The sequence below is a fragment of the Psychromonas marina genome, assembly GCF_030161115.1.
Taxonomy (GTDB): Bacteria; Pseudomonadota; Gammaproteobacteria; order Enterobacterales; family Psychromonadaceae; genus Psychromonas; species Psychromonas marina.
Genome location: NZ_BSPQ01000019.1, coordinates 184,686 through 203,177, shown reverse-complemented (window position 1 = coordinate 203,177; position 18,492 = coordinate 184,686). Strand labels below are relative to the sequence as shown.

General features: G+C 38.3%; 19 protein-coding genes, 1 tRNA gene, 1 other RNA gene and 1 pseudogene. 15 read left to right on the top strand and 7 right to left on the bottom strand.

Annotated elements, in window-relative coordinates; translation table 11 throughout:
• Nucleotides 1–52: 52 nt before the first annotated feature.
• The 5 genes from serA to QQK09_RS17155 form a co-directional block, all read right to left on the bottom strand.
• A complete protein-coding gene (serA, locus tag QQK09_RS17175; RefSeq protein WP_284205395.1) occupies nucleotides 53–1,282 on the bottom strand; it encodes a phosphoglycerate dehydrogenase in 1,230 nt (409 codons plus the stop codon).
• Nucleotides 1,283–1,682: 400 nt separating this feature from the next.
• Complete coding sequence (gene rpiA, locus QQK09_RS17170) at nucleotides 1,683–2,339, bottom strand: ribose-5-phosphate isomerase RpiA (RefSeq protein WP_284205394.1); 657 nt, start codon at nucleotides 2,337–2,339, stop codon at nucleotides 1,683–1,685.
• 75 nt (nucleotides 2,340–2,414) lie between these two features.
• Nucleotides 2,415–3,017, bottom strand: coding sequence for a 5-formyltetrahydrofolate cyclo-ligase (locus QQK09_RS17165; RefSeq protein ID WP_284205393.1), 603 nt, complete (start codon nucleotides 3,015–3,017; stop codon nucleotides 2,415–2,417).
• A 162-nt stretch (nucleotides 3,018–3,179) separates the two neighbouring features.
• A non-coding RNA gene (ssrS, locus tag QQK09_RS17160) (6S RNA) lies at nucleotides 3,180–3,363 on the bottom strand.
• Between the two features lie 110 nt (nucleotides 3,364–3,473).
• Nucleotides 3,474–3,776: a cell division protein ZapA gene (locus QQK09_RS17155; RefSeq protein WP_284205392.1), complete on the bottom strand. Its 303-nt coding sequence runs from the start codon at nucleotides 3,774–3,776 to the stop codon at nucleotides 3,474–3,476.
• Nucleotides 3,777–3,918: 142 nt separating this feature from the next.
• Here QQK09_RS17155 and QQK09_RS17150 point away from each other — a divergent pair, with 142 nt between their 5' ends.
• The 14 genes from QQK09_RS17150 (at nucleotide 3,919) to QQK09_RS17085 (ending at nucleotide 16,945) form a co-directional block, all read left to right on the top strand.
• Nucleotides 3,919–4,488 (top strand): UPF0149 family protein, encoded by a 570-nt coding sequence (locus QQK09_RS17150; protein ID WP_284205391.1) that lies wholly within the window; start codon nucleotides 3,919–3,921, stop codon nucleotides 4,486–4,488.
• A gap of 15 nt (nucleotides 4,489–4,503) precedes the next feature.
• Nucleotides 4,504–5,820 carry a Xaa-Pro aminopeptidase gene (gene pepP / locus QQK09_RS17145; protein WP_284205390.1) on the top strand — a complete coding sequence of 439 codons (1,317 nt, stop codon included), beginning with the start codon at nucleotides 4,504–4,506 and terminating at the stop codon, nucleotides 5,818–5,820.
• Nucleotides 5,813–7,054: a 2-octaprenyl-6-methoxyphenyl hydroxylase gene (ubiH, locus tag QQK09_RS17140; protein ID WP_284205389.1), complete on the top strand. Its 1,242-nt coding sequence runs from the start codon at nucleotides 5,813–5,815 to the stop codon at nucleotides 7,052–7,054. The genes pepP and ubiH overlap by 8 nt, the downstream gene beginning before the upstream one ends.
• Nucleotides 7,051–8,256: an FAD-dependent monooxygenase gene (locus tag QQK09_RS17135; RefSeq protein ID WP_284205388.1), complete on the top strand. Its 1,206-nt coding sequence runs from the start codon at nucleotides 7,051–7,053 to the stop codon at nucleotides 8,254–8,256. The genes ubiH and QQK09_RS17135 overlap by 4 nt, the downstream gene beginning before the upstream one ends.
• Before the next feature lie 71 nt (nucleotides 8,257–8,327).
• Complete coding sequence (gene fabV / locus QQK09_RS17130) at nucleotides 8,328–9,530, top strand: enoyl-ACP reductase FabV (protein ID WP_284205387.1); 1,203 nt, start codon at nucleotides 8,328–8,330, stop codon at nucleotides 9,528–9,530.
• A 201-nt stretch (nucleotides 9,531–9,731) separates the two neighbouring features.
• A complete protein-coding gene (locus QQK09_RS17125; RefSeq protein WP_284205386.1) occupies nucleotides 9,732–10,100 on the top strand; it encodes a hypothetical protein in 369 nt (122 codons plus the stop codon).
• The gene (locus QQK09_RS17120; RefSeq protein ID WP_284205385.1) at nucleotides 10,097–10,450 is read left to right on the top strand and encodes a DUF5329 domain-containing protein; all 354 of its coding nucleotides are present in this window, start codon (nucleotides 10,097–10,099) and stop codon (nucleotides 10,448–10,450) included. Before QQK09_RS17125 ends, QQK09_RS17120 begins: the two co-directional genes overlap by 4 nt.
• Nucleotides 10,451–10,532: 82 nt before the next feature.
• Nucleotides 10,533–10,609: transfer RNA gene (locus tag QQK09_RS17115), tRNA-Pro, on the top strand.
• 470 nt (nucleotides 10,610–11,079) lie between these two features.
• Entirely contained in the window at nucleotides 11,080–11,700 is a 621-nt protein-coding gene (locus QQK09_RS19330) for a DUF6515 family protein (protein ID WP_348532718.1), read from the top strand.
• A gap of 250 nt (nucleotides 11,701–11,950) precedes the next feature.
• Nucleotides 11,951–12,910 (top strand): KpsF/GutQ family sugar-phosphate isomerase, encoded by a 960-nt coding sequence (locus tag QQK09_RS17105; protein ID WP_284205383.1) that lies wholly within the window; start codon nucleotides 11,951–11,953, stop codon nucleotides 12,908–12,910.
• Nucleotides 12,911–12,916: 6 nt separating this feature from the next.
• Complete coding sequence (locus QQK09_RS17100; RefSeq protein ID WP_284205382.1) at nucleotides 12,917–14,914, top strand: intermembrane phospholipid transport YdbH family protein; 1,998 nt, start codon at nucleotides 12,917–12,919, stop codon at nucleotides 14,912–14,914.
• Between the two features lie 32 nt (nucleotides 14,915–14,946).
• Entirely contained in the window at nucleotides 14,947–15,120 is a 174-nt protein-coding gene (locus QQK09_RS17095) for a YnbE family lipoprotein (protein ID WP_284205425.1), read from the top strand.
• 83 nt (nucleotides 15,121–15,203) lie between these two features.
• Nucleotides 15,204–15,518 (top strand): YdbL family probable chaperone protein, encoded by a 315-nt coding sequence (locus QQK09_RS17090; RefSeq protein WP_284205381.1) that lies wholly within the window; start codon nucleotides 15,204–15,206, stop codon nucleotides 15,516–15,518.
• A 1,190-nt stretch (nucleotides 15,519–16,708) separates the two neighbouring features.
• Nucleotides 16,709–16,945: a YecH family metal-binding protein gene (locus QQK09_RS17085; RefSeq protein ID WP_284205380.1), complete on the top strand. Its 237-nt coding sequence runs from the start codon at nucleotides 16,709–16,711 to the stop codon at nucleotides 16,943–16,945.
• Nucleotides 16,946–16,997: 52 nt separating this feature from the next.
• Here the strand turns inward: QQK09_RS17085 and QQK09_RS17080 are convergent, their stop codons facing one another.
• On the bottom strand, nucleotides 16,998–17,261 hold the full coding sequence (locus QQK09_RS17080; protein ID WP_284205379.1) for a DUF1145 domain-containing protein: 264 nt from the start codon (nucleotides 17,259–17,261) through the stop codon (nucleotides 16,998–17,000).
• Between the two features lie 2 nt (nucleotides 17,262–17,263).
• A complete protein-coding gene (gene rsmD / locus QQK09_RS17075; protein WP_284205378.1) occupies nucleotides 17,264–17,869 on the bottom strand; it encodes a 16S rRNA (guanine(966)-N(2))-methyltransferase RsmD in 606 nt (201 codons plus the stop codon).
• Between the two features lie 97 nt (nucleotides 17,870–17,966).
• Here rsmD and QQK09_RS17070 point away from each other — a divergent pair.
• Nucleotides 17,967–18,492 (top strand): annotated as a pseudogene (locus tag QQK09_RS17070) (signal recognition particle-docking protein FtsY); the annotation flags it as partial.

The following is an 18,492-nucleotide window of genomic DNA, read 5'->3' as shown; positions in this document are numbered from 1 at the left end:
AACCGACTGGTTATTTTGAAAACAAAAGTTCAAGTCGTTTTGAAGTAGATCCTTAGTTAAGTAAACGTGCTCGAATAGTACCTTCAATCGCTTTTAATTTAAGCAGTGCAGAATCTGCATCTTCACTGGTTACATCAATAACAACATAACCGATATTTTCATTTGTCTGTAGGTATTGTGCTGCAATGTTGATGTTTGCTTCTGCAAATGCCAAGTTAATCTTAGTTAAGATACCTGGTTGGTTTTGATGGATATGCAATAAACGACTTGCGTTTGCATGGCCTGGTAGTGAAACTTCTGGGAAGTTTTTAGATGATAATGTTGAACCATTATCAGAATACTTAACCAGTTTACCTGCAACTTCGTAACCGATGTTTTCTTGTGCTTCTTGCGTGCTACCACCGACATGCGGGGTTAAAATTACATTATCAAATTTACGCAGTGGTGATTCAAACTCTTCATTGTTTGATTTCGGCTCAGTTGGGAATACATCAACCGCCGCACCAGAAAGTTTTTTACTTTCAAGGGCTTCACAAAGTGCTGGAATATCAACAACGGTTCCGCGAGCAGCATTCATAAAGATGGCACCATCTTTCATTTGCGCGAACTCTTTTGCACCCATCATGTTTTTAGTAGAAGCAAGCTCAGGTACGTGTAAGCTAACGACATCTGACTGTGCTAATAACTCTTCCATTGATGCAATTTGTGTTGCATTACCGAGTGTTAGTTTATTTTCGATATCGTAGAAAGATACGCGGAAACCTAAGTTTTCAGCCAAAATGCCAAACTGTGTGCCGATATGACCGTAACCGATAATACCTAGGTTCTTGCCACGTGCTTCGTATGAACCATTTGCTGATTTATCCCACTCACCACGGTGTGCTTTAGCGTTACGCTCTGGCACGCCACGTAATAATAACAGTGCTTGGCCTAATACTAACTCTGCAACACTACGTGTATTTGAGAAAGGCGCGTTGAATACTGCAACACCTTTTGCTTGTGCTGCATCTAGATCTACTTGGTTAGTCCCAATACAGAAACAACCAATACCCACTAATTTTTCAGCTGCTGCTATTACTTTTGCGTTTAAATTAGAACGACTACGGATACCAACAAAATGAACATCTTTAATTTTCTCAATTAGATCTTCTTCGCTTAGGGATGTTTTGATGCTTTCGATATTGGTGTAACCCGCTTGCGTGAAAGTATCAACTGAGCTTTGGTGTAAGCCTTCTAAAAGAAGGATTTTGATTTTATCTTTGTTGAGTGAAAATTGAGTCATTTCTAGTTCCTTGATCCCTGTAAAAAAACAGAGTAAATAGACAAACAATAATGTAAAAGTAGGGTGAAAAATTTTTGTAGGCTTAAAATAGCAAAATTAGTCGCAATTGGAAACTTATGTGAGCTCATTCACATAGAAAAAATTGGTACAACTTATACTTTTTACTATGCAATATAAAAAAATAGTAACTATTTAAACTGTTTCATTGCTAAGTATTTGAATTGATATGAAATGCTTTCTTTATAGAGGGCGTTTTTCTGTTGGAGATGATTTTATACAAGTATCGCAAAGTCAGATCATTAATAAGAGGAAATATTGCTTGTCGAATAAATAACGTAGCAATATTTAAAGCCCTAACAATACTTCGTTTGCTAAGGCTTTTTTGATTAAATAAACACGGTTATTTAAGTGTTTTTACACCATCAGCACTACCAACTAAAACCACATCAGCAGCACGACTAGCGAATAGACCGTTTGTTACTACACCAACAATCGCATTGATTTGTGTTTCAAGTTTAATTGGCTCTGCAATTTTCATGTTATGTACGTCTAGGATGATATTGCCGTTATCTGTCACCACACCTTCACGGTAAACAGGGTCACCGCCCAGTTTTACTAATTCACGAGCGACGTAACTACGCGCCATTGGAATCACTTCAACAGGCAGTGGGAAGTCGCCAAGAATATCTACATTCTTTGTATCATCAACAATACAGATAAATTTATCAGCAACGGCAGAAACGATCTTTTCACGTGTTAGTGCAGCACCACCACCTTTGATCATATGGTTGTACGGATTAATTTCATCGGCACCATCAACATACACGCTAAGTTCAGAAACAGAGTTAAGATCAAAAACTTCAATACCGTATTCTTTTAGTTTTTGAGTCGAAGCTTCTGAGCTTGAAACCGCACCTTCAATCTCATTTTTCATTGTCGCAAGTGCATCAATAAAATGATTAACCGTTGAGCCCGTGCCAACACCAACAATACTGTCTTTTTCTACATACTCTAATGCGGCATAAGCAGCTGCTTTTTTCTTATCATCTTGCGTCATGGTTTGAATCCTGAAGTGGGAGCTAAAAGTGGCAATATTATAACGCGGAAAGATTCAACCCGCACAATAATTATGTTAATTTTTTGTAATGAAAAGGTGCTTATTTGACGGTGTTATTATTTCCGGAAGTGGTACATCCCAAGGTTCGATCGGAAGTGCGTCTATTAATTGGCAGTCGTGTGCTAATCCAATTGGGTAGGGCCCGGTTTTATTGTCAAACCAAGGTGCAAGCATGCGATCGTAATAACCTCCACCCATACCAATCCGGTTGCCTTGTTTATCAAAGGCAACTAATGGTGTGAAAATGATATCTAGCTGAGAAATAGGGCAAATTTGCAACTGGTTTAATTTAGGCTCTGAAATACCATATTTATTAGACACCATCTCAGTATTTACTGTGTAATGCAAAAATAGCAGATGGCCTTTATTAAAAGGATCAACGACGGGCAGATAAACCTGTTTATTGTTTTCCCAGCACCAGTTTATAAATGGGCGTGTATCGATTTCACCATCAAAAGCTAATGAGATTGCTATGCTACTCGCACGCTGCACTTTTTCTAATTTAATCAAACGCACTAATAATTTTTCAGCCTCCATCATTTGTTGTTGAACAGACAATGCCCGCCTTGCAGCACGAACCTGTTGGCGAATTTGATCACGATTAAAAGTATTATTCATCTTAATGCTTATTTGCGAATACAAAATAAAAGAGTAACACGAACAATATAAACGAATGAATAGTTTGACGACGCGAATATGAAGTTTTATATAAATAGTTGAGGGAGAAGTATTTGCTTTTAACTGATAACTACTAGCTGACCGCTAATAGCTTATGTGTAGAGTAACCCAAGGGTATCGTTATTGACTTGGACCTTGAACCCGAAGGTCAAGGGTGGTGTCTCAGTGTTTGCCGTAGGCTTCTCGATACAAGCCGAGCTTGCTCAATAGCATTCATGCCGAGTCACCGGGGTATTGCTTATCGGCTCAGGGACTTAGTCAAGATCAGCGTATACCCGAGGGTTGAAATAACTTTACGCTTATTTTTCTGCTTTGAAAAGTCTTTTTTGTTATTTTACACAGGTGTTGATTTGACGTTGAGAAGAGTTTTACTAAAATAATTTTAGTGTATTAAATTTACTCTTTATTCGTTGTAATTGGCAGTAAAGCTTGTTCAATGGTCTCTTGCAATAGTTGGATACGCTCATTTAATTCTCGGGTGTACTGCGCATTTTTCATTTTTTCAACGTTCAACTCATGGCAGTAGTTTAGTGCAGCCATGACTATTAATTGTTCATTACGACGGCTTGGTGCAGCCTGTTTCATGCTTTTCAGTTTGTCATTAAACTGTAAAACAGATCTTTCTAAGTTCTCCTCTTCACCATCAGGACAACCCATTTTGTATTGTTGTCCTAAAATAGAAATATCAAGATGTGTCATAACCAACCCGTATAAGAAAATAAGTCTTAAAAAATAGAGACTAATATAGCTAGCTAGCTAGCAACTTTCAAGTAATTACTAGCGACAATAGCCGCGGAATAGTAGTATTCTGTTCATTATTAACAATTATAGAGTAATGCTGATGAGTATCGAGCCTTTGCCAAGTTTTTCCCAAATAACTGAAATTTTAGAAGAAGCAGAGCTGTTTACCAGCGCTTCAGAACTTCACGGTATATTATCTGGTTTTATCTGTGGTGGTATTGAGCTTGACTCCAAAAGTTGGCTTACCCATTTAAATGATGTGATCAATGAAGGGATGGGGTTACCACCTAAAGCAAAAAACGTTGCTAAAGCGATTCATGCGCAAGTAGTCAATCAGGTCACTGATGATGGGTTAGGTTTTTCACTATTACTACCCGATGATGATAAACCACTTGATGATCGCTGTGATGCTATGTCGCAATGGTCACAAGGGTTTTTGGTTGGTTTTGGTATGGTTCAACAGGCATTAGACCAATCAACGGAAGAGATAAAAGAGTTAATTAAAGATATTCGTGATATATCGCAAGTCAGTCTTGATTTCGAACAAGAAGATGAAGAGTTTGAAATTGCGTATGCTGAGATTGTGGAGTATTTACGTATCGGTGCAATGCTTTGTTTCAATCAATTTTCACGTAAGCCGAGTACGCCTACCTCTAAAACTATTCACTAAATTAGACGTATATTTATGATCAGCCAATTCCAGTTACGAAGAACACAATTTATCGAAAAAATGCAGGATAATAGTCTCGCTATTTTTGCTGCTTCCCACGATCTTATCCGTAACAATGATTGTGAATTCCCTTTTCGACAAAACAGTGATTTTCTTTATCTTACCGGTTTCAATGAGCCCGATGCGTTGTTAGTGTTAATTAAAAAAGCCAATGTTGAATTAGCTATCTTATTTAACCGTGAAAAAGATAAAAATGCAGAAATTTGGCATGGCTATCGCTTAGGGCAAAGTGGAGCCGTTGCTAAGTTAGGCATGGATGAAGCTTATATCATCGATCAGTTTGAGCATCACCTCGGTGAACTGCTTAATGGTATCGATACGCTTTATTACCCTATGTTTAATTCTGAACCATTAGAAAAAAGCCTAAAAACCGTGATCAATAAATTACGAACAGGTGAACGACGAGGATTAAAAGCGCCTAAATGTTATGTCGATTGCTTGCCTATATTGCATGAGATGCGTTTAATCAAATCAGAGGCTGAAGCACAATTATTAGCGGATGCAGCCGAGATATCTGCTGCGGGACATAGCCGTGCGATGCAGTGTTGTTACCCAGGTATGTGGGAATATCAATTAGAAGCTGAGCTTAGGCATGAGTTTGCACTTCAAGGCACACGAGAAGTGGCTTATAACAGTATCGTTGCCGGGGGGGATAATGCCTGTATTTTGCATTATACAGAGAATGACCAACAGCTTCGGGATGGTGATTTAGTGTTGATTGATGCGGGGGCCGAATATCAAGGTTATGCGGGAGATATTACCCGAACATTTCCTGTTAATGGCAAGTTTAGTGAGCAACAAGCGCAGCTTTATCAGTTAATATTAGACATACAGATCTCTGCGATCAACCAAGTCAAACCTGGTGTTGCGATGAGTGATATCAATAAAAAAGTGGTTGAACAGTTAGTAGATGGGTTATTGGAGTTGAGAATATTAGCCGGTGAGCGTGAAACCCTCATTGCAGATGAAAGTTATAAGGCATTCTATATGCATGGCATTGGCCACTATTTAGGTCTTGATGTGCATGATGTTGGCGAATATGGTTCGCTACAATCACCGCGTTTGTTAGTACCTGGCATGGCAATCACGATTGAGCCGGGTGTGTATATTAGCCAAGATGCTGATGTAGATGATTGCTGGAAAGGCATTGGTATTCGAATCGAGGATGATTTAATTGTCACTGAACATGGTGCGGATGTATTAAGTGCAGATGTACCTAAAACAATTGATGAGATTGAGGCATTAATGGCGGGTGCAAAACAACATGTCTAAAACGACTGAGCAATATCTTGAGACGGATATCATTATTGTAGGCGCTGGCATGGCGGGTTGCTTACAAGCGTTAGCGATTGCTAAAAAGTCGCCAACAATAGAGATCATATTAATCGATAATAATCCGGAGCAACTACAAAAGGGGGCTCACCCAGGGTTTGATGCGCGCAGCATTGCGCTAAGTGCTGGCAGTTGTCAATTATTAGAACAACTTGGTTTGTGGTCTGCTATTGCCCAAAGTGCACAACCTATCGACGATATTCATATTTCTGATCGACACCGCTTGGGTATTGTTGATCTTGAGCCGCCACAATCGGGGCAACCCTTTGGGTATGTAGTTGAGTTACAAAACGTCGGCATGGCGCTGCAACAACAGTTAGCCTTGTATCCACAAATTAAACGTTTCTATAATAGTGCGCTCATTAATACCACGAAGCAGGTAGATCATATTGTTTGTGAATTATCAGGTGATCGATCTACGCAACAATATATAAAAACGAAACTATGTATTGCAGCAGATGGCGCAAATAGTCACACCAATCAGTTACTTTCGATTCATAGTACACAATCGGATTATGGCTGTTCAGCTGTTATCGCTAATATTAGCGTTAATAAGACTCATCAAAACCGCGCCTATGAACGTTTTACCGAAGCGGGGCCTTTAGCACTATTACCGCTTTCTGATAACCGTTACTCATTAGTCTGGTCGATAAAAAACAGTGACCTTAATGCGTTGCTTGAACTCGATGAACAAGGTTTTCTGGATAAGCTTCAGCAGGCGTTTGGTTTTCGTGCTGGTATATTCATGAAAGCGGGCAGACGTGATAGTTATCCATTAAAACTCAGTAAAGCAGATAGGCCGATTACCCATCGTGGTGTTGCTATTGGTAATGCTGCACACTGTTTACATCCCGTGATGGGGCAAGGTTTTAACCTTGGTATGCGCGATTTAAGTGTATTAGCGGGGGTGATTGCACAATTAGATGATATCAAACAGCTTGGCGAATTTTCTATGTTAGATCGTTATTGGCTTGCTCGTCAGCGCGACCATAATACAACCATTACTATGACCGACAGTATTGTACGTATCTTTAGTAATAATGATTGGCCTTTAGTATTAGGGCGCACGATTGCACTGCAAGCTATCTCTCTATTCCCGAGCCTTGGCACTCCGATCGTCAAACAAGCGAAAGGGCAATTTAACCTATTTATAAGTGAGAACAAAAAATCATGATGTTATCCTATGATCTAACCATTATTGGTGGTGGAATGGTTGGGCTTACGCTTGCTGCCTCGCTCGCTAAAAGTGATGTTAATATTGCCATTATTGAAAATAGTGAAGCATCGGAATTAAGCGAATTACCTGCATCTCGTGTTAGTGCGATTAGTGCTGCGAGTAAAACTATTTTTGAACAAAATGGGGCGTGGCCACATATCAATGCTAAACGTATTACCCCTTACAGCAGCATGTATGTCTGGGAAAAAGACAGTTTTGGTAAAATTGAATTCGATGCACAACAGGTTGATGCAACTGAGTTGGGTTACATTATTGAAAATGAGCAGATCCAGCACGCGTTATTAAATGTTGTCAAAGCACAACATAACGTGACTTTTTATGCACCTGATAAGTTAACTAATGTTGCAATGGGCGATGGAGAAGCTTGGCTGACATTAGACAGCGGCAAAAATATCACTACTAAACTAGTGGTTGGTGCTGATGGTGCCAACTCATGGTTGCGTAATAAAGTAGATATTCCACTTACCCATTGGGATTATAACCATCATGCGCTGGTGGCAACCATCAAAACCGATTTAGCCCATGAACACTGTGCGCGACAAGTATTTACCCCCGATGGACCATTAGCATTTTTGCCACTGTTTGAAGAAAACCTTTGCTCAATTGTTTGGTCAGTTTCTCCGGAAAAGGCGACATTATTAAAGGCATTATCGGAAAGTGAATTTAATAAACAGCTGACTCGCACTTTTGATAATCGCTTAGGTTTTTGTGAATTACAGAGCGAGCGTCATAGCTTTCCATTGACCATGCGTTATGCGCGCGACTTTGCCAAACATCGCATTGCACTAATTGGTGATGCCGCTCATACCATCCACCCTCTTGCGGGACAGGGGGTCAACCTTGGGTTATTAGATGCAGTAAGTTTGGCGCAATCTATTATGGAAAATCGTGCTGCAGAGAAAGATATCGGTTTATATACAAACCTGCGTCAATTTGAGCGTTGGCGTAAAACAGAAGCTGCTCAGATGGTTGCCTCAATGGAACTATTAAAACAGCTCTTTCATGGCGATAATCCAGTACAAAAAACCGTACGTGATTTAGCACTATTATTTGCCGATAATATTAGCCCACTGAAAAAACAGTTTATCAAACAGGCGATGGGATTAAGCGGTGAGTTACCTGCTATTTTGAACCATTAATAAAACAGTGTATATTACACGCACTTATATACGTGCCTTATAAAAATTATTCAAAAAGAAGAGATTAAATTATGATCATTAAACCAAAGATTCGTGGCTTTATCTGTACAACTACACATCCTGTTGGCTGTGAAAAAAACATACAAGCGCAAATTGAATACACTAAACAGCAGGGCAAAATCAACAATGGTCCTAAACGTGTATTAGTAATTGGTTCTTCTGCTGGTTACGGTATGTCTTCACGTATCGCAGCTGCATACGGTTCGGATGCTTCAACAATTGGTATCTTCTTTGAAAAGCCTGCTACAGAGCGTAAACCTGGTTCTGCGGGTTGGTACAACAGTGCTGCTTTTGAAAAACAAGCAAAAGCTGATGGCCTTTATGCAAAAAGTATTAACGCTGATGCATTCTCACACGAAACCAAAGCAAAAGTGATTGAGTTAATCAAAGAAGACTTAGGTCAAATTGATGCGATTATATATTCAGTTGCGGCACCAGTACGTAAAATGCCAGATACAGGTGAAGTGATTCGTTCTGCACTAAAACCAATTGGTAACACCTATGTATCAACGGCTATCGATACTAATAAAGATGTCATTATTGAAGCGTCAGTTGAACCTGCTAGTGATGAAGAGATCGCAAATACGGTTACTGTTATGGGTGGTCAAGATTGGGAAATTTGGCTAAGTGCCTTAGGTGAAGCGGGTGTATTAGCGGAAGGTGTTAAAACGGTTGCTTACTCATACATTGGTACTGAACTTACATGGCCTATCTACTGGGATGGTGCGCTAGGTAAAGCAAAATTAGATTTAGATCGTGCATCTACAGCAATTCAAGCACAACTTGCTCCATTAAATGGTGAAGCTTACGTTTCAGTTCAAAAGAGTGTTGTAACACAAGCAAGTTCGGCTATTCCAGTCATGCCTTTATATCTTTCTATGGTATTTAGAATTATGAAAGAGAAAGGCTTACATGAAGGTTGTATGGAACAGATTCACCGTCTATTTACTACGCAACTTTATAAAGAAGATGGCAGCGTTGCAACAACAGATGAAGCTCGCCGTTTACGTCTTGATGATTGGGAACTTCGTGATGAAGTTCAACAAGCATGTACAGAATTGTGGCCAACAATCACAACAGAAAACCTATTTGAATTAACTGATTATCAAGATTACAAAGATGAGTTTTTACAACTGTTCGGTTTTGGTATCGACGGTGTTGATTATGAAGCGGATGTAGATACATTAGTTGAGTTTGATTGTTTAAGCGTTTAGATTACGCTTGAATTAAACCTAAAAAATACCTGCGCTTACGTGGGTATTTTTGTTTCTAAGGCACTAAACTAAAAAACTAAGTGCAGGATGCACACTATAATATTCATTTATCAGTAGTAAAATAATAAATGACCAAACTATTAGAACTAACTCTATCTATTAATCGATTGGGTTTACTTTATATTTCGAAAGGAAAAAACAATGAAAAAAATATTATTATTAGCATCAAGCGCACTATTAATTTCAGCTTGCTCAACGACAACAGAGAAACAACCAGAATCAATGGTATACATTAACACTGGTGCTATTCAGTGTGAATTAGAAGGGCAAACAGGTGTACAAACGGCAAGATTACTCACTGATAATAATATTGATGTGAGTAAAACACAGTGTGGGCAACTAACTGATGTTGGTGTTGCTTCTGTATGTGGTGGTGCAACGGTAGATATTAATGTGCATGCGATTCCAACCGATAAAGTGGCTTATGCACAGGCTTTAGGTTTTGAAGATGTGGCTACATTGAAAACCGAAAATGGTTCAGGTTACTCTGTAAGTGATTGTCAGGAATGAATAAGCTTTTACTTTCATTAGTACTGCTGTTTTCAAGTACAGCGGTATTTGCGAATACAGTACAAGAGATCAACCACCTTCTTAATTTTGTAGAAACAACAGATTGTAGTTATCATCGTAATGGCACGGCTTACAATGGTGTCGATGCACGAGATCATATTCAGAATAAATATGATTATTATGATAACAAGATAAAAAGTGCCGAAGATTTTATTAAATACTCAGCAACCAAAAGCATGATGAGTGGAAAAAGATACACCATTATTTGCGGCGATGAAGCTCCACAGTTTAGCGCTGATTGGTTAAATCAAGAATTGCTTAAATATCGAACGCAGTTAATTGAAAAATAACGGATTAAGGTGCAATAAAGTGATGTTAAAGGCATTATTTTTGTTGCATCCTTTTTATAAGTTATTAAAATAGCTATCAAATCGGTATGTAGCGCAGCTTGGTAGCGCACTGCTCTGGGGGAGCAGGGGTCACAGGTTCGAATCCTGTCATACCGACCACATTTTCTTTTTCTACAAGCGCTAATGTAGCGTCTATTTTAAGAACCCTGGGGCTATTTACTAGGTTCGAATCCTGTCATACCGACCACATTTCCTTTTTTCTACAAGCGCTAATGTAGCGTCTATTTTAAGAACCCTGGGGCTATTCACTAGGTTTAAATTCTGTCATACAGACCATCTCTTTTTAAGCTGTCAGCGGTTAGCTATCAGTCTTCAGTTAAAACCTTTATTTTTACTTTCAACCTTTCTAGTATTTAGCATACTTTTTATTTTCGCCTTCTTGCGTTTTATTATTTTATATTTTCACTCAAAAACGTGATATTAATCTGACTATTAATAATACAATATGTGTAGTAAAATGACGCGGTCAGCCAGTTGAACTTATAGGAAGAGTATTGTTAGGGCTTTCTTTGATTTTATTAAATTAAAGTAGGAGTAAAGCTAATTATACGATCTAGACTGGTTGGGTAATGTTGTTTTTATTCCTGCGCAATTGGATTGAAAGCATGTTATTTAAAAACAAAACACTTACAAAAAAAACACTTACAAAAAAATTACAATATGCAGTAAGCTTCGCCTTATTCATTACACTATCTGCGCCTACGTATGCAAGTCAGCACCAATCAGGACATAGGCCGTCTAGTAAACCATCTCACAAGCCTAACCATAGGCCTCCCACTGTGATCCATAAACCATCTCACAAGCCTAACCACAGGCCAGCCACTGTGATTCATAAACCATCTCACAGGCCTAACCATAAGCCAGTTGTTATAGTGCATAAGCCTTCACACCATTCATATAACCGCCATCGCCTTCCTAAAGCTGCAAAACTTATGATGATTGCTGGCATAAGTTATGCGTTGATAGACAATGTATACTACAAGCGTAATAATGATACTTATGATTATGTACAACCACCTATTGTTGTTACAAATCAGGTGGGGGCTAATCAGGGCTCTGTCGTGAATGCTGTGCCTCAGAATGCACAAACAGTAGTGATTGCAGGTACAACTTACTATGTTTATAACGGAGATTGGTACGCACCAATCGCGAATACAAATCAGTTTGTTATTGTTGCACCGCAAGTCTAAAAGTCATTGAATTTATTGATATTAGGGAGTTTATTCTTCCTAATTATTTCTTTTTGAATAGATCATCGCTATCTACTATTGTAACTAACAAGATAGATCAGAAACTTATGCCAAAGGGTAATATTAACTATTACCCTTATCACGAGCAATTAATTACCTATTGCCTACCTATTTCTATAAAATCCCCTTTATCTCTTTTCAAAAAAATAAAGATCAGTAAACTTAGGTGTACTGACTTTAAGGAATTTTTATGACTCAATTCTCTCTTTCGAATGAACAATTATTGGCTGAAGTTCGCACTGTATTTGATGTGCAAAGCGCTGCTATCTCGGCACATAGTAAAGCGTTAGGTGATGAATACCTTCAAGCATTGGCGTTGATTAAAAACTGCACAGGGCGAGTGATTATTTGCGGTATGGGAAAATCAGGGCATATTGGTAAAAAAATATCAGCGAGCTTAGCATCATTAGGGACTCCCTCTTTTTTCTTACACCCCGGTGAAGCATTTCATGGTGATTTAGGCATGGTGACACCGCAAGATTTGATGGTGCTTATCTCATACAGTGGTGAAACCGATGAGTTGTTGAAAATCATCCCTTCACTGCAAAGTTTTGGTAATAAAATTATCTCTATTACGGGTGGGGTTAATTCCTCATTAGCAAAAAATTCGGATGTAGTGTTAGATGCGAGTGTTGAAAAAGAGACCTGCCCTAATAACTTAGCACCTACTACTTCGACTACGCTAACTTTAGTGATCGGTGATGCTCTTGCATCTGTATCGACGGTAGAGAAAGGCTTTACACCGATGGAGTTTGCACGCTTTCACCCTGGCGGTAGTTTAGGGCGACGTCTGCTGACTTTCGTGAAAAATGAGATGCGTAGCGAAAATTTACCCTTCGTTAATACTGATACCTCTTTAACGGATGCGTTACTCGTGATGACCGAAACACGCACGGGACTTGCTTTAGTGATGGATAATGGCGTATTACAGGGCGTTGTAACCGATGGTGACCTACGTCGCTTCTTGATATCGGGACAAACGATCAATGATACACTTGCGAGTGACTTGATGAATAAAAACCCTTGCTTTATCTCTTCTCATACACGCCTATCAGAAGCGGAAGAGTTGATGCGTGAAAAGCATATCAAATGGTTGATCGTCAGTGACGATGGCAAACAGATTGACGGTATTATTGAGTGGGGACAATAACCTCAAATGATTAATACAGGCAAAGGAGTTGCCTTTTTTATTGTTTTTTTAGTGGTGTTGCTATCAAGCTATTCTGTACAGTCAAATAGTAATACTGGTTCGATCCAAAGCTTGGCTTGGTTGCCGTTGTTATCGGCGAATATGAAAAGCTTACAGCCAGACAAAGGCTGCCCTCAAAATAAAATTAATGACCTGCAGGTGAGCAAAGCAGGCAATTTAATAAACAGCCGAATTGGATTGCTTAATTGGGACTTAGATTGTACATCGGGGGAAGTGAGTAAAGCGTCTGCTCCAACTAATCCGAAGGAGACAGATAAACAGCTAACACAGTTGCTAAAGCAATTTTCAATGCTCCCCAATTTTGAATTGCAACTCGATAGCATTAGGCTATTTTCAAAACATCTTAAATCAATGTTTTCAGCCTCATTGGCGATTAAAAATAATGACTCAAACCTCTCTGTAATAGTTAATAGTGATCTGTTTAGTGGTGAATTAAAGTTTGATTTTAAAAGTAAAGTACTCACTTTAGACGCAACGGTTAATGTTTCAAAACTACCTTACTATATCCAGTTCAGCGCTACTCAAAGTCGTCACTTAAGTGGGAAATTGATAGTGCACTATCAAAGTTCGCTTAAACAGTGGCAAAAAGGTCAGTTTAATCTTGAATGGAAAGGGCTAGCTCAAGATTTATCAGAGACAACTTCATTATCCATAGATGGTGATCTTGACCTAGCAAACACCCAATTAACACTCTCAAATTTGGCGTTGAATGCACAGCAAGTTGCATTACCTATTTCTGACAAGAAAGTCTGGAAGGTTGGTTATATTAAACTGAAAAATAGTGGCCCTATAATGTTTGATTATTCTACTTCGGAAGTTGTATCTTTACCGGTAGATATTCGCATTGGCAGTAGCCATATTTTGACTAGTGTTGAACGTGGTAAAAGTAAACGAATACGCATCGACAAACAAAAATTGCCCCCTCTGTTAATGCAATTAGATGCAGAGAACGACGGCAGTAATTTACAAGTAGATTGGGTTATCACGCTGTTAAGCCAGAAACTGCGTGGAAGCTTGCTGTTAAGTGAAGCGGTCGCTAACTTACAAATTACAAAAAATAGTATTAACCTAAAGCAATTATCTGATGCGTCAAAGAACTACCTAGATGCTTTAGCATTAGTAGAAATTGAGACCGGAGAGGTGATAATTGATTTATCTGCTCAGTATAATAGGCGACATGCGCTGCTATCTGTCGAAAGCCGATTAATTTCTGATGATATCTCAGGAAAAAAAGAGCTACTTTTATTTGATGGAGTCAAGCTGAATAGCCATTTACACTATCGTATAGATGCATCTCATAAAGTCACTATTATTGAAGATACACAACGGCTTGATATTAATAACTTGTTTGTTGGCATCCCTATTCAAGCATTAACGGTTGATGCTCAATTGAATGCTGGACAGCCAATAGTGCATCATTTTAAAGCACGGTTACTAGGCGGGCGTTTAGATCTAGATGATTTTAAGCTTATTGCTCCTAGCCAAACAATACTAAATCTATCCGGTATTAGTCTGCCTGAAGTGATCAAATACAGCGCTTATCCTGAAATAGAAAGCAAGGCGATAGTTGATGGAATGTTGCCATTAAAGTTAACGGAAGCCGGTATTGAAATTAATGATGGAATAATTTTTGCCCGTGCACCAGGTGGATATATTAAGGTACCTGAAAATACCGTAATTAAAGCGATGGGGCGTGGTAACCCTGCCTTTTCATTTACCATGCAGTTATTATCAAATTTTCAGTTTGATACCATGCAAGGAAGAATCGGTTATACTGATGATGGTGAGAGTGATTTAGATATTGAGATTAAAGGCATAAGTCCAACAGTCAGCGGAACCCAGCCGGTCAACTTTAACTACTCACACAAAGAGAATATTCTAAAACTATTACAAAGCTTACGTTTTAATGAGCAGTTAGTGCGCGATATAAAGGAGAGATATTAGTGCCAGTTAAAAGAAAAACTTATTTATCAACAATGTCGATATTAACAGGGTTATTCTTGTTATCTGCATGTACCCCTCGTGTCGAATTAGCAATGCCCAGTGAGCCCATTACAATTAACCTAAATGTAAAAATAGATCATGAAATACGTGTCAAAGTAGATAAAGAGTTAGATGATCTATTTGATGACGAGAGTGGATTATTTTAAAGGTTATAAATTTGTCGTTAGCGATAAATATGCTCGGTAGGTAAATTCTACAAATTACATAAAGATAAAAGAGAGATCTAGAAATGAAAAAATTATTAATCTTATTTACCCTAATATTAAGTTTTTCCAGTGTTGCAATTGAGTTACCAGATGCCAAAGAGCTGGGATTAATTGGTGAACAAACGAATGGTTTATTAGGTGTCGTTGAAAGCTCTGTAGAAGTAGAAACGTTAGTGAAAGAGATAAATCTGCGTCGTCTTGCTAAATACTCACAGATAGCAGAAAAAAATGGCATGACCCTAGATCAAGTTTCATTGCTTGCTGGTGAAAAGACCATTAAAAAAACCGCGGCAGGGCAATATATTCAAAACGCTTCAGGGCAATGGGTAGTTAAATAACCTGTTATTTTTTCAAATATAATCACAATAAAGGAGTGTCATTGGGCACTCTTTTATTACATTCTCATTTATCCATACAAAAAATAGTGCTATTTGTAAGAGATTGACTATTTTCCAGTAAGACTTTCCCTTTTTATATTGTTTGTTATCACTAACAAAGAAAAATAATAAACTCTTATCTATTTGATTTTATTTATTTAAAATATCTTCCTTCCTATAATATTTACACTTCTCAAATAGTGAATTCAATATATAGCCTCTGCTTCTGTAATCGCCCTATATAATTGTTCACAAGTTAAGGGATAAAGCGCTTTAGAATTAAATGGAAGCCAGCGTTAACGGGTTTAGGATAAGCGCATTAAGGATCTCCTCAGAAGAGGGAATACAATAGAGATTGTATTATGGATAGCAGGAATACCAGAGGGATTGGTAAAGGGGTTGAAGCTCGGAGCTGTTTTAGGGATGCTTTAGGATAAAAGCAGTGTAATAGATTCAATTACACAACGGATTAAGGAAGCCCAGAAGGAATGGGTTAGGAAATGCTTGGAGCAATAATCAAGGATACTTTCTCAACCATTGACGGTAAGAAAGATGCAATAGAATATTGCTGATAGAGATGAATGGACAATCTAAAGGATTAGATTAGGGACACCTTCAAGGTAGAAGCGGCTGCAATAGGATTGTTAATAGGGATCAAGGACACTCTCAGGGAACAAGAAATGGGAAACTGCTTAGATTAGCAATTGTCAAGGAACCACAAGGGCGTGGATACTCTCAAGGGAATGAATATTAAGACTAATAAAAAGGCGAATACCTAACGGTTTTCGCCTTTTTTCATTTATATTGTTTATAACAAACTGCATTATCAATCCGCATTATTTTCTGTTTTATCATGGTTTTTCCTTAATCATTGGTTATACCAAATCCATTAATTATCTGGTCAATCTTGCTGGTTAAAAGACGTTATTTCTACGTTACAAGTTTTGCCAAGGGAATAACCATTAGCCGCAACTTGCGCCTTGAACTAACGTCTTTTTCCGGCGCAATATTTGAACACTAAATTAATGGACTTGGTATTATCAATAAACGCCACCAGAATATTATTACACAAGGGCATTATTTGTTTTAAGTCAATACCCTACTATTTCACTAGGTTATAGTGAGGCTAATTAACAATAGAGAGGTATAAAATGAGTGAATCAATTCACGGTCATCAAGTGATGGAAATGATGGCTACATCAGAAAAAACGTACACTAAGCTTGCACTGAAAGCGGAGATCGCAACTAAATTCGGCGAAGATGCTCGTTTTCATACTTGTATGGGTAGTGATTTAACTGCTGACGACCTTATTGAGTTCTTATCGTCGAAGGGAAAATTTGTTGAGTCTGAAGAGGGCGTTAGTATGCCAGAAGAGCATCTCTGCTAAGCACCTCTATTTATATCTATGTGCAACGGTTTAAGCCGTTACACATCTATTATTACAGCAATCGTCCTTTTATCTGCCACAGCTTAAATACGCCAAAAATAAAAATCTGACCCGCTTCTAACTTAGTCAATTTTAACTTTTCTGAAAAAGCTCCATAGATCATTAGCAGCTGAATTAAATGCATAAAAATAACAAATCCGAGCAATAGATAAAATACTATTTCTGCTTTACCTGGAAAAGGAAAAAACAGATTACTCAGTAATAGTGCCCATATAACAATCATTAATGCTTTCGCAAAAGTAATAAAGTAGTTCATGTTTATCCTTGGCGATACAATTGGTACGTTACTTGACCAGTACTTTTCTGTTTTAAAAGCTGCCAAGAGGTTGGAAGGTTTAAGTCCTTTAATTCAACTTCACATTCAATATAAATCAGCGCATCAGGTGCAAGATAACTATTTGCTTGTAACGCATCGCAACAAGGTTGAACTAACCCTTTGTTAAAAGGAGGATCAATAAAGACAATATTGAATTGCTCTGTTGCTACTTGGCTGAGATAGCGAAGGGAGTCTCCCTCAATAATGCTCGCATTATCCGCATTTAAAGCAGTAATATTTTCCCGTAATTGTTTAACAACGGTTTTATCCATTTCAAGTAACGTCACTTTTTGTGCAAAACGCGATAAAGCTTCGAATGCTAAACTACCGCTGCCACTAAAGCAGTCCAAACAAGATGCATCATTAATATCATGCATTAACCAGTTAAAAAGTGTCTCTTTAGTACGATCTGTCGTTGGGCGTAATCCCTCAATATCTTTGACGGGTAGTTTTTTTCCGCGCCATTTTCCTGAGATCAGTCGAATAAATCCGCCTTTGATCGATTTTCTGCTTTTTTCATTAGATTTAGTGTGCTGATTTCGACTCATATAATTTTTAGTCCGAGGATATGATGTTAATATAGTGAACAATTTTAAGGTTTGCTATTTTAGCAGGTCAGGTAGTCGTGAGTAAGGTTTTTAATTAATGACAAAGAAAAAAGGCTTCTTTTCCTGGTTTGGAAAAAAATCAGTTGCAGAAAAGACAGAGGAAACCGTTGAGTCTGAAAAGCTAGCGGCTCAGAATTTAGAGACAGAAAAACTAGCTAATGAAAAGCTAGAAATTGAAAGGTTAGAAGCAGAACGAATAGAAGCTGAAAAGCTAGCTGTAGAGAAAGCGGAAGCTGAACGTTTAGAAGCAGAAAAATTAGAAGCTGAGAAACTAGCTGCAGAGAAAGTAGAAGTTGAACGTTTAGAAGCAGAAAAATTAGAAGCTGAGAAACTAGCTGCAGAGAAAGCAGAAGCTGAACGTTTAGAAGCAGAAAAATTAGAGGCTGAGAAACTAGCTGCAGAGAGAGCAGAAGTTGAACGTTTAGAAGCAGAAAAGTTAGAAGCTGAGAAACTAGCTGCGGAGAAAGCGGAAGCTGAACGTTTAGAGGCAGAAAAATTAGAGGCTGAGAAACTAGCTGCGGAGAAAGCGGAAGCTGAACGTTTAGAAGCAGAAAAATTAGAAG

What these genes read in the sequence shown, in the direction of transcription:
- QQK09_RS17150 (WP_284205391.1), top strand. Translation starts at nt 3,919, where the DNA reads ATGAGTATCGAGCCTTTGCCAAGTTTTTCCCAAATAACTGAAATTTTA.
- QQK09_RS17095 (WP_284205425.1), top strand. Translation starts at nt 14,947, where the DNA reads ATGTCGATATTAACAGGGTTATTCTTGTTATCTGCATGTACCCCTCGT.
- rsmD (WP_284205378.1), bottom strand. Translation starts at nt 17,869, where the DNA reads ATGAGTCGAAATCAGCACACTAAATCTAATGAAAAAAGCAGAAAATCG.
- fabV (WP_284205387.1), top strand. Translation starts at nt 8,328, where the DNA reads ATGATCATTAAACCAAAGATTCGTGGCTTTATCTGTACAACTACACAT.
- QQK09_RS17120 (WP_284205385.1), top strand. Translation starts at nt 10,097, where the DNA reads ATGAATAAGCTTTTACTTTCATTAGTACTGCTGTTTTCAAGTACAGCG.
- QQK09_RS17125 (WP_284205386.1), top strand. Translation starts at nt 9,732, where the DNA reads ATGAAAAAAATATTATTATTAGCATCAAGCGCACTATTAATTTCAGCT.
- QQK09_RS17100 (WP_284205382.1), top strand. Translation starts at nt 12,917, where the DNA reads ATGATTAATACAGGCAAAGGAGTTGCCTTTTTTATTGTTTTTTTAGTG.
- rpiA (WP_284205394.1), bottom strand. Translation starts at nt 2,339, where the DNA reads ATGACGCAAGATGATAAGAAAAAAGCAGCTGCTTATGCCGCATTAGAG.
- QQK09_RS17085 (WP_284205380.1), top strand. Translation starts at nt 16,709, where the DNA reads ATGAGTGAATCAATTCACGGTCATCAAGTGATGGAAATGATGGCTACA.
- QQK09_RS17165 (WP_284205393.1), bottom strand. Translation starts at nt 3,017, where the DNA reads ATGAATAATACTTTTAATCGTGATCAAATTCGCCAACAGGTTCGTGCT.
- QQK09_RS17080 (WP_284205379.1), bottom strand. Translation starts at nt 17,261, where the DNA reads ATGAACTACTTTATTACTTTTGCGAAAGCATTAATGATTGTTATATGG.
- pepP (WP_284205390.1), top strand. Translation starts at nt 4,504, where the DNA reads ATGATCAGCCAATTCCAGTTACGAAGAACACAATTTATCGAAAAAATG.
- QQK09_RS17105 (WP_284205383.1), top strand. Translation starts at nt 11,951, where the DNA reads ATGACTCAATTCTCTCTTTCGAATGAACAATTATTGGCTGAAGTTCGC.
- QQK09_RS17090 (WP_284205381.1), top strand. Translation starts at nt 15,204, where the DNA reads ATGAAAAAATTATTAATCTTATTTACCCTAATATTAAGTTTTTCCAGT.
- QQK09_RS17135 (WP_284205388.1), top strand. Translation starts at nt 7,051, where the DNA reads ATGATGTTATCCTATGATCTAACCATTATTGGTGGTGGAATGGTTGGG.
- QQK09_RS17155 (WP_284205392.1), bottom strand. Translation starts at nt 3,776, where the DNA reads ATGACACATCTTGATATTTCTATTTTAGGACAACAATACAAAATGGGT.
- serA (WP_284205395.1), bottom strand. Translation starts at nt 1,282, where the DNA reads ATGACTCAATTTTCACTCAACAAAGATAAAATCAAAATCCTTCTTTTA.
- ubiH (WP_284205389.1), top strand. Translation starts at nt 5,813, where the DNA reads ATGTCTAAAACGACTGAGCAATATCTTGAGACGGATATCATTATTGTA.
- QQK09_RS19330 (WP_348532718.1), top strand. Translation starts at nt 11,080, where the DNA reads ATGTTGTTTTTATTCCTGCGCAATTGGATTGAAAGCATGTTATTTAAA.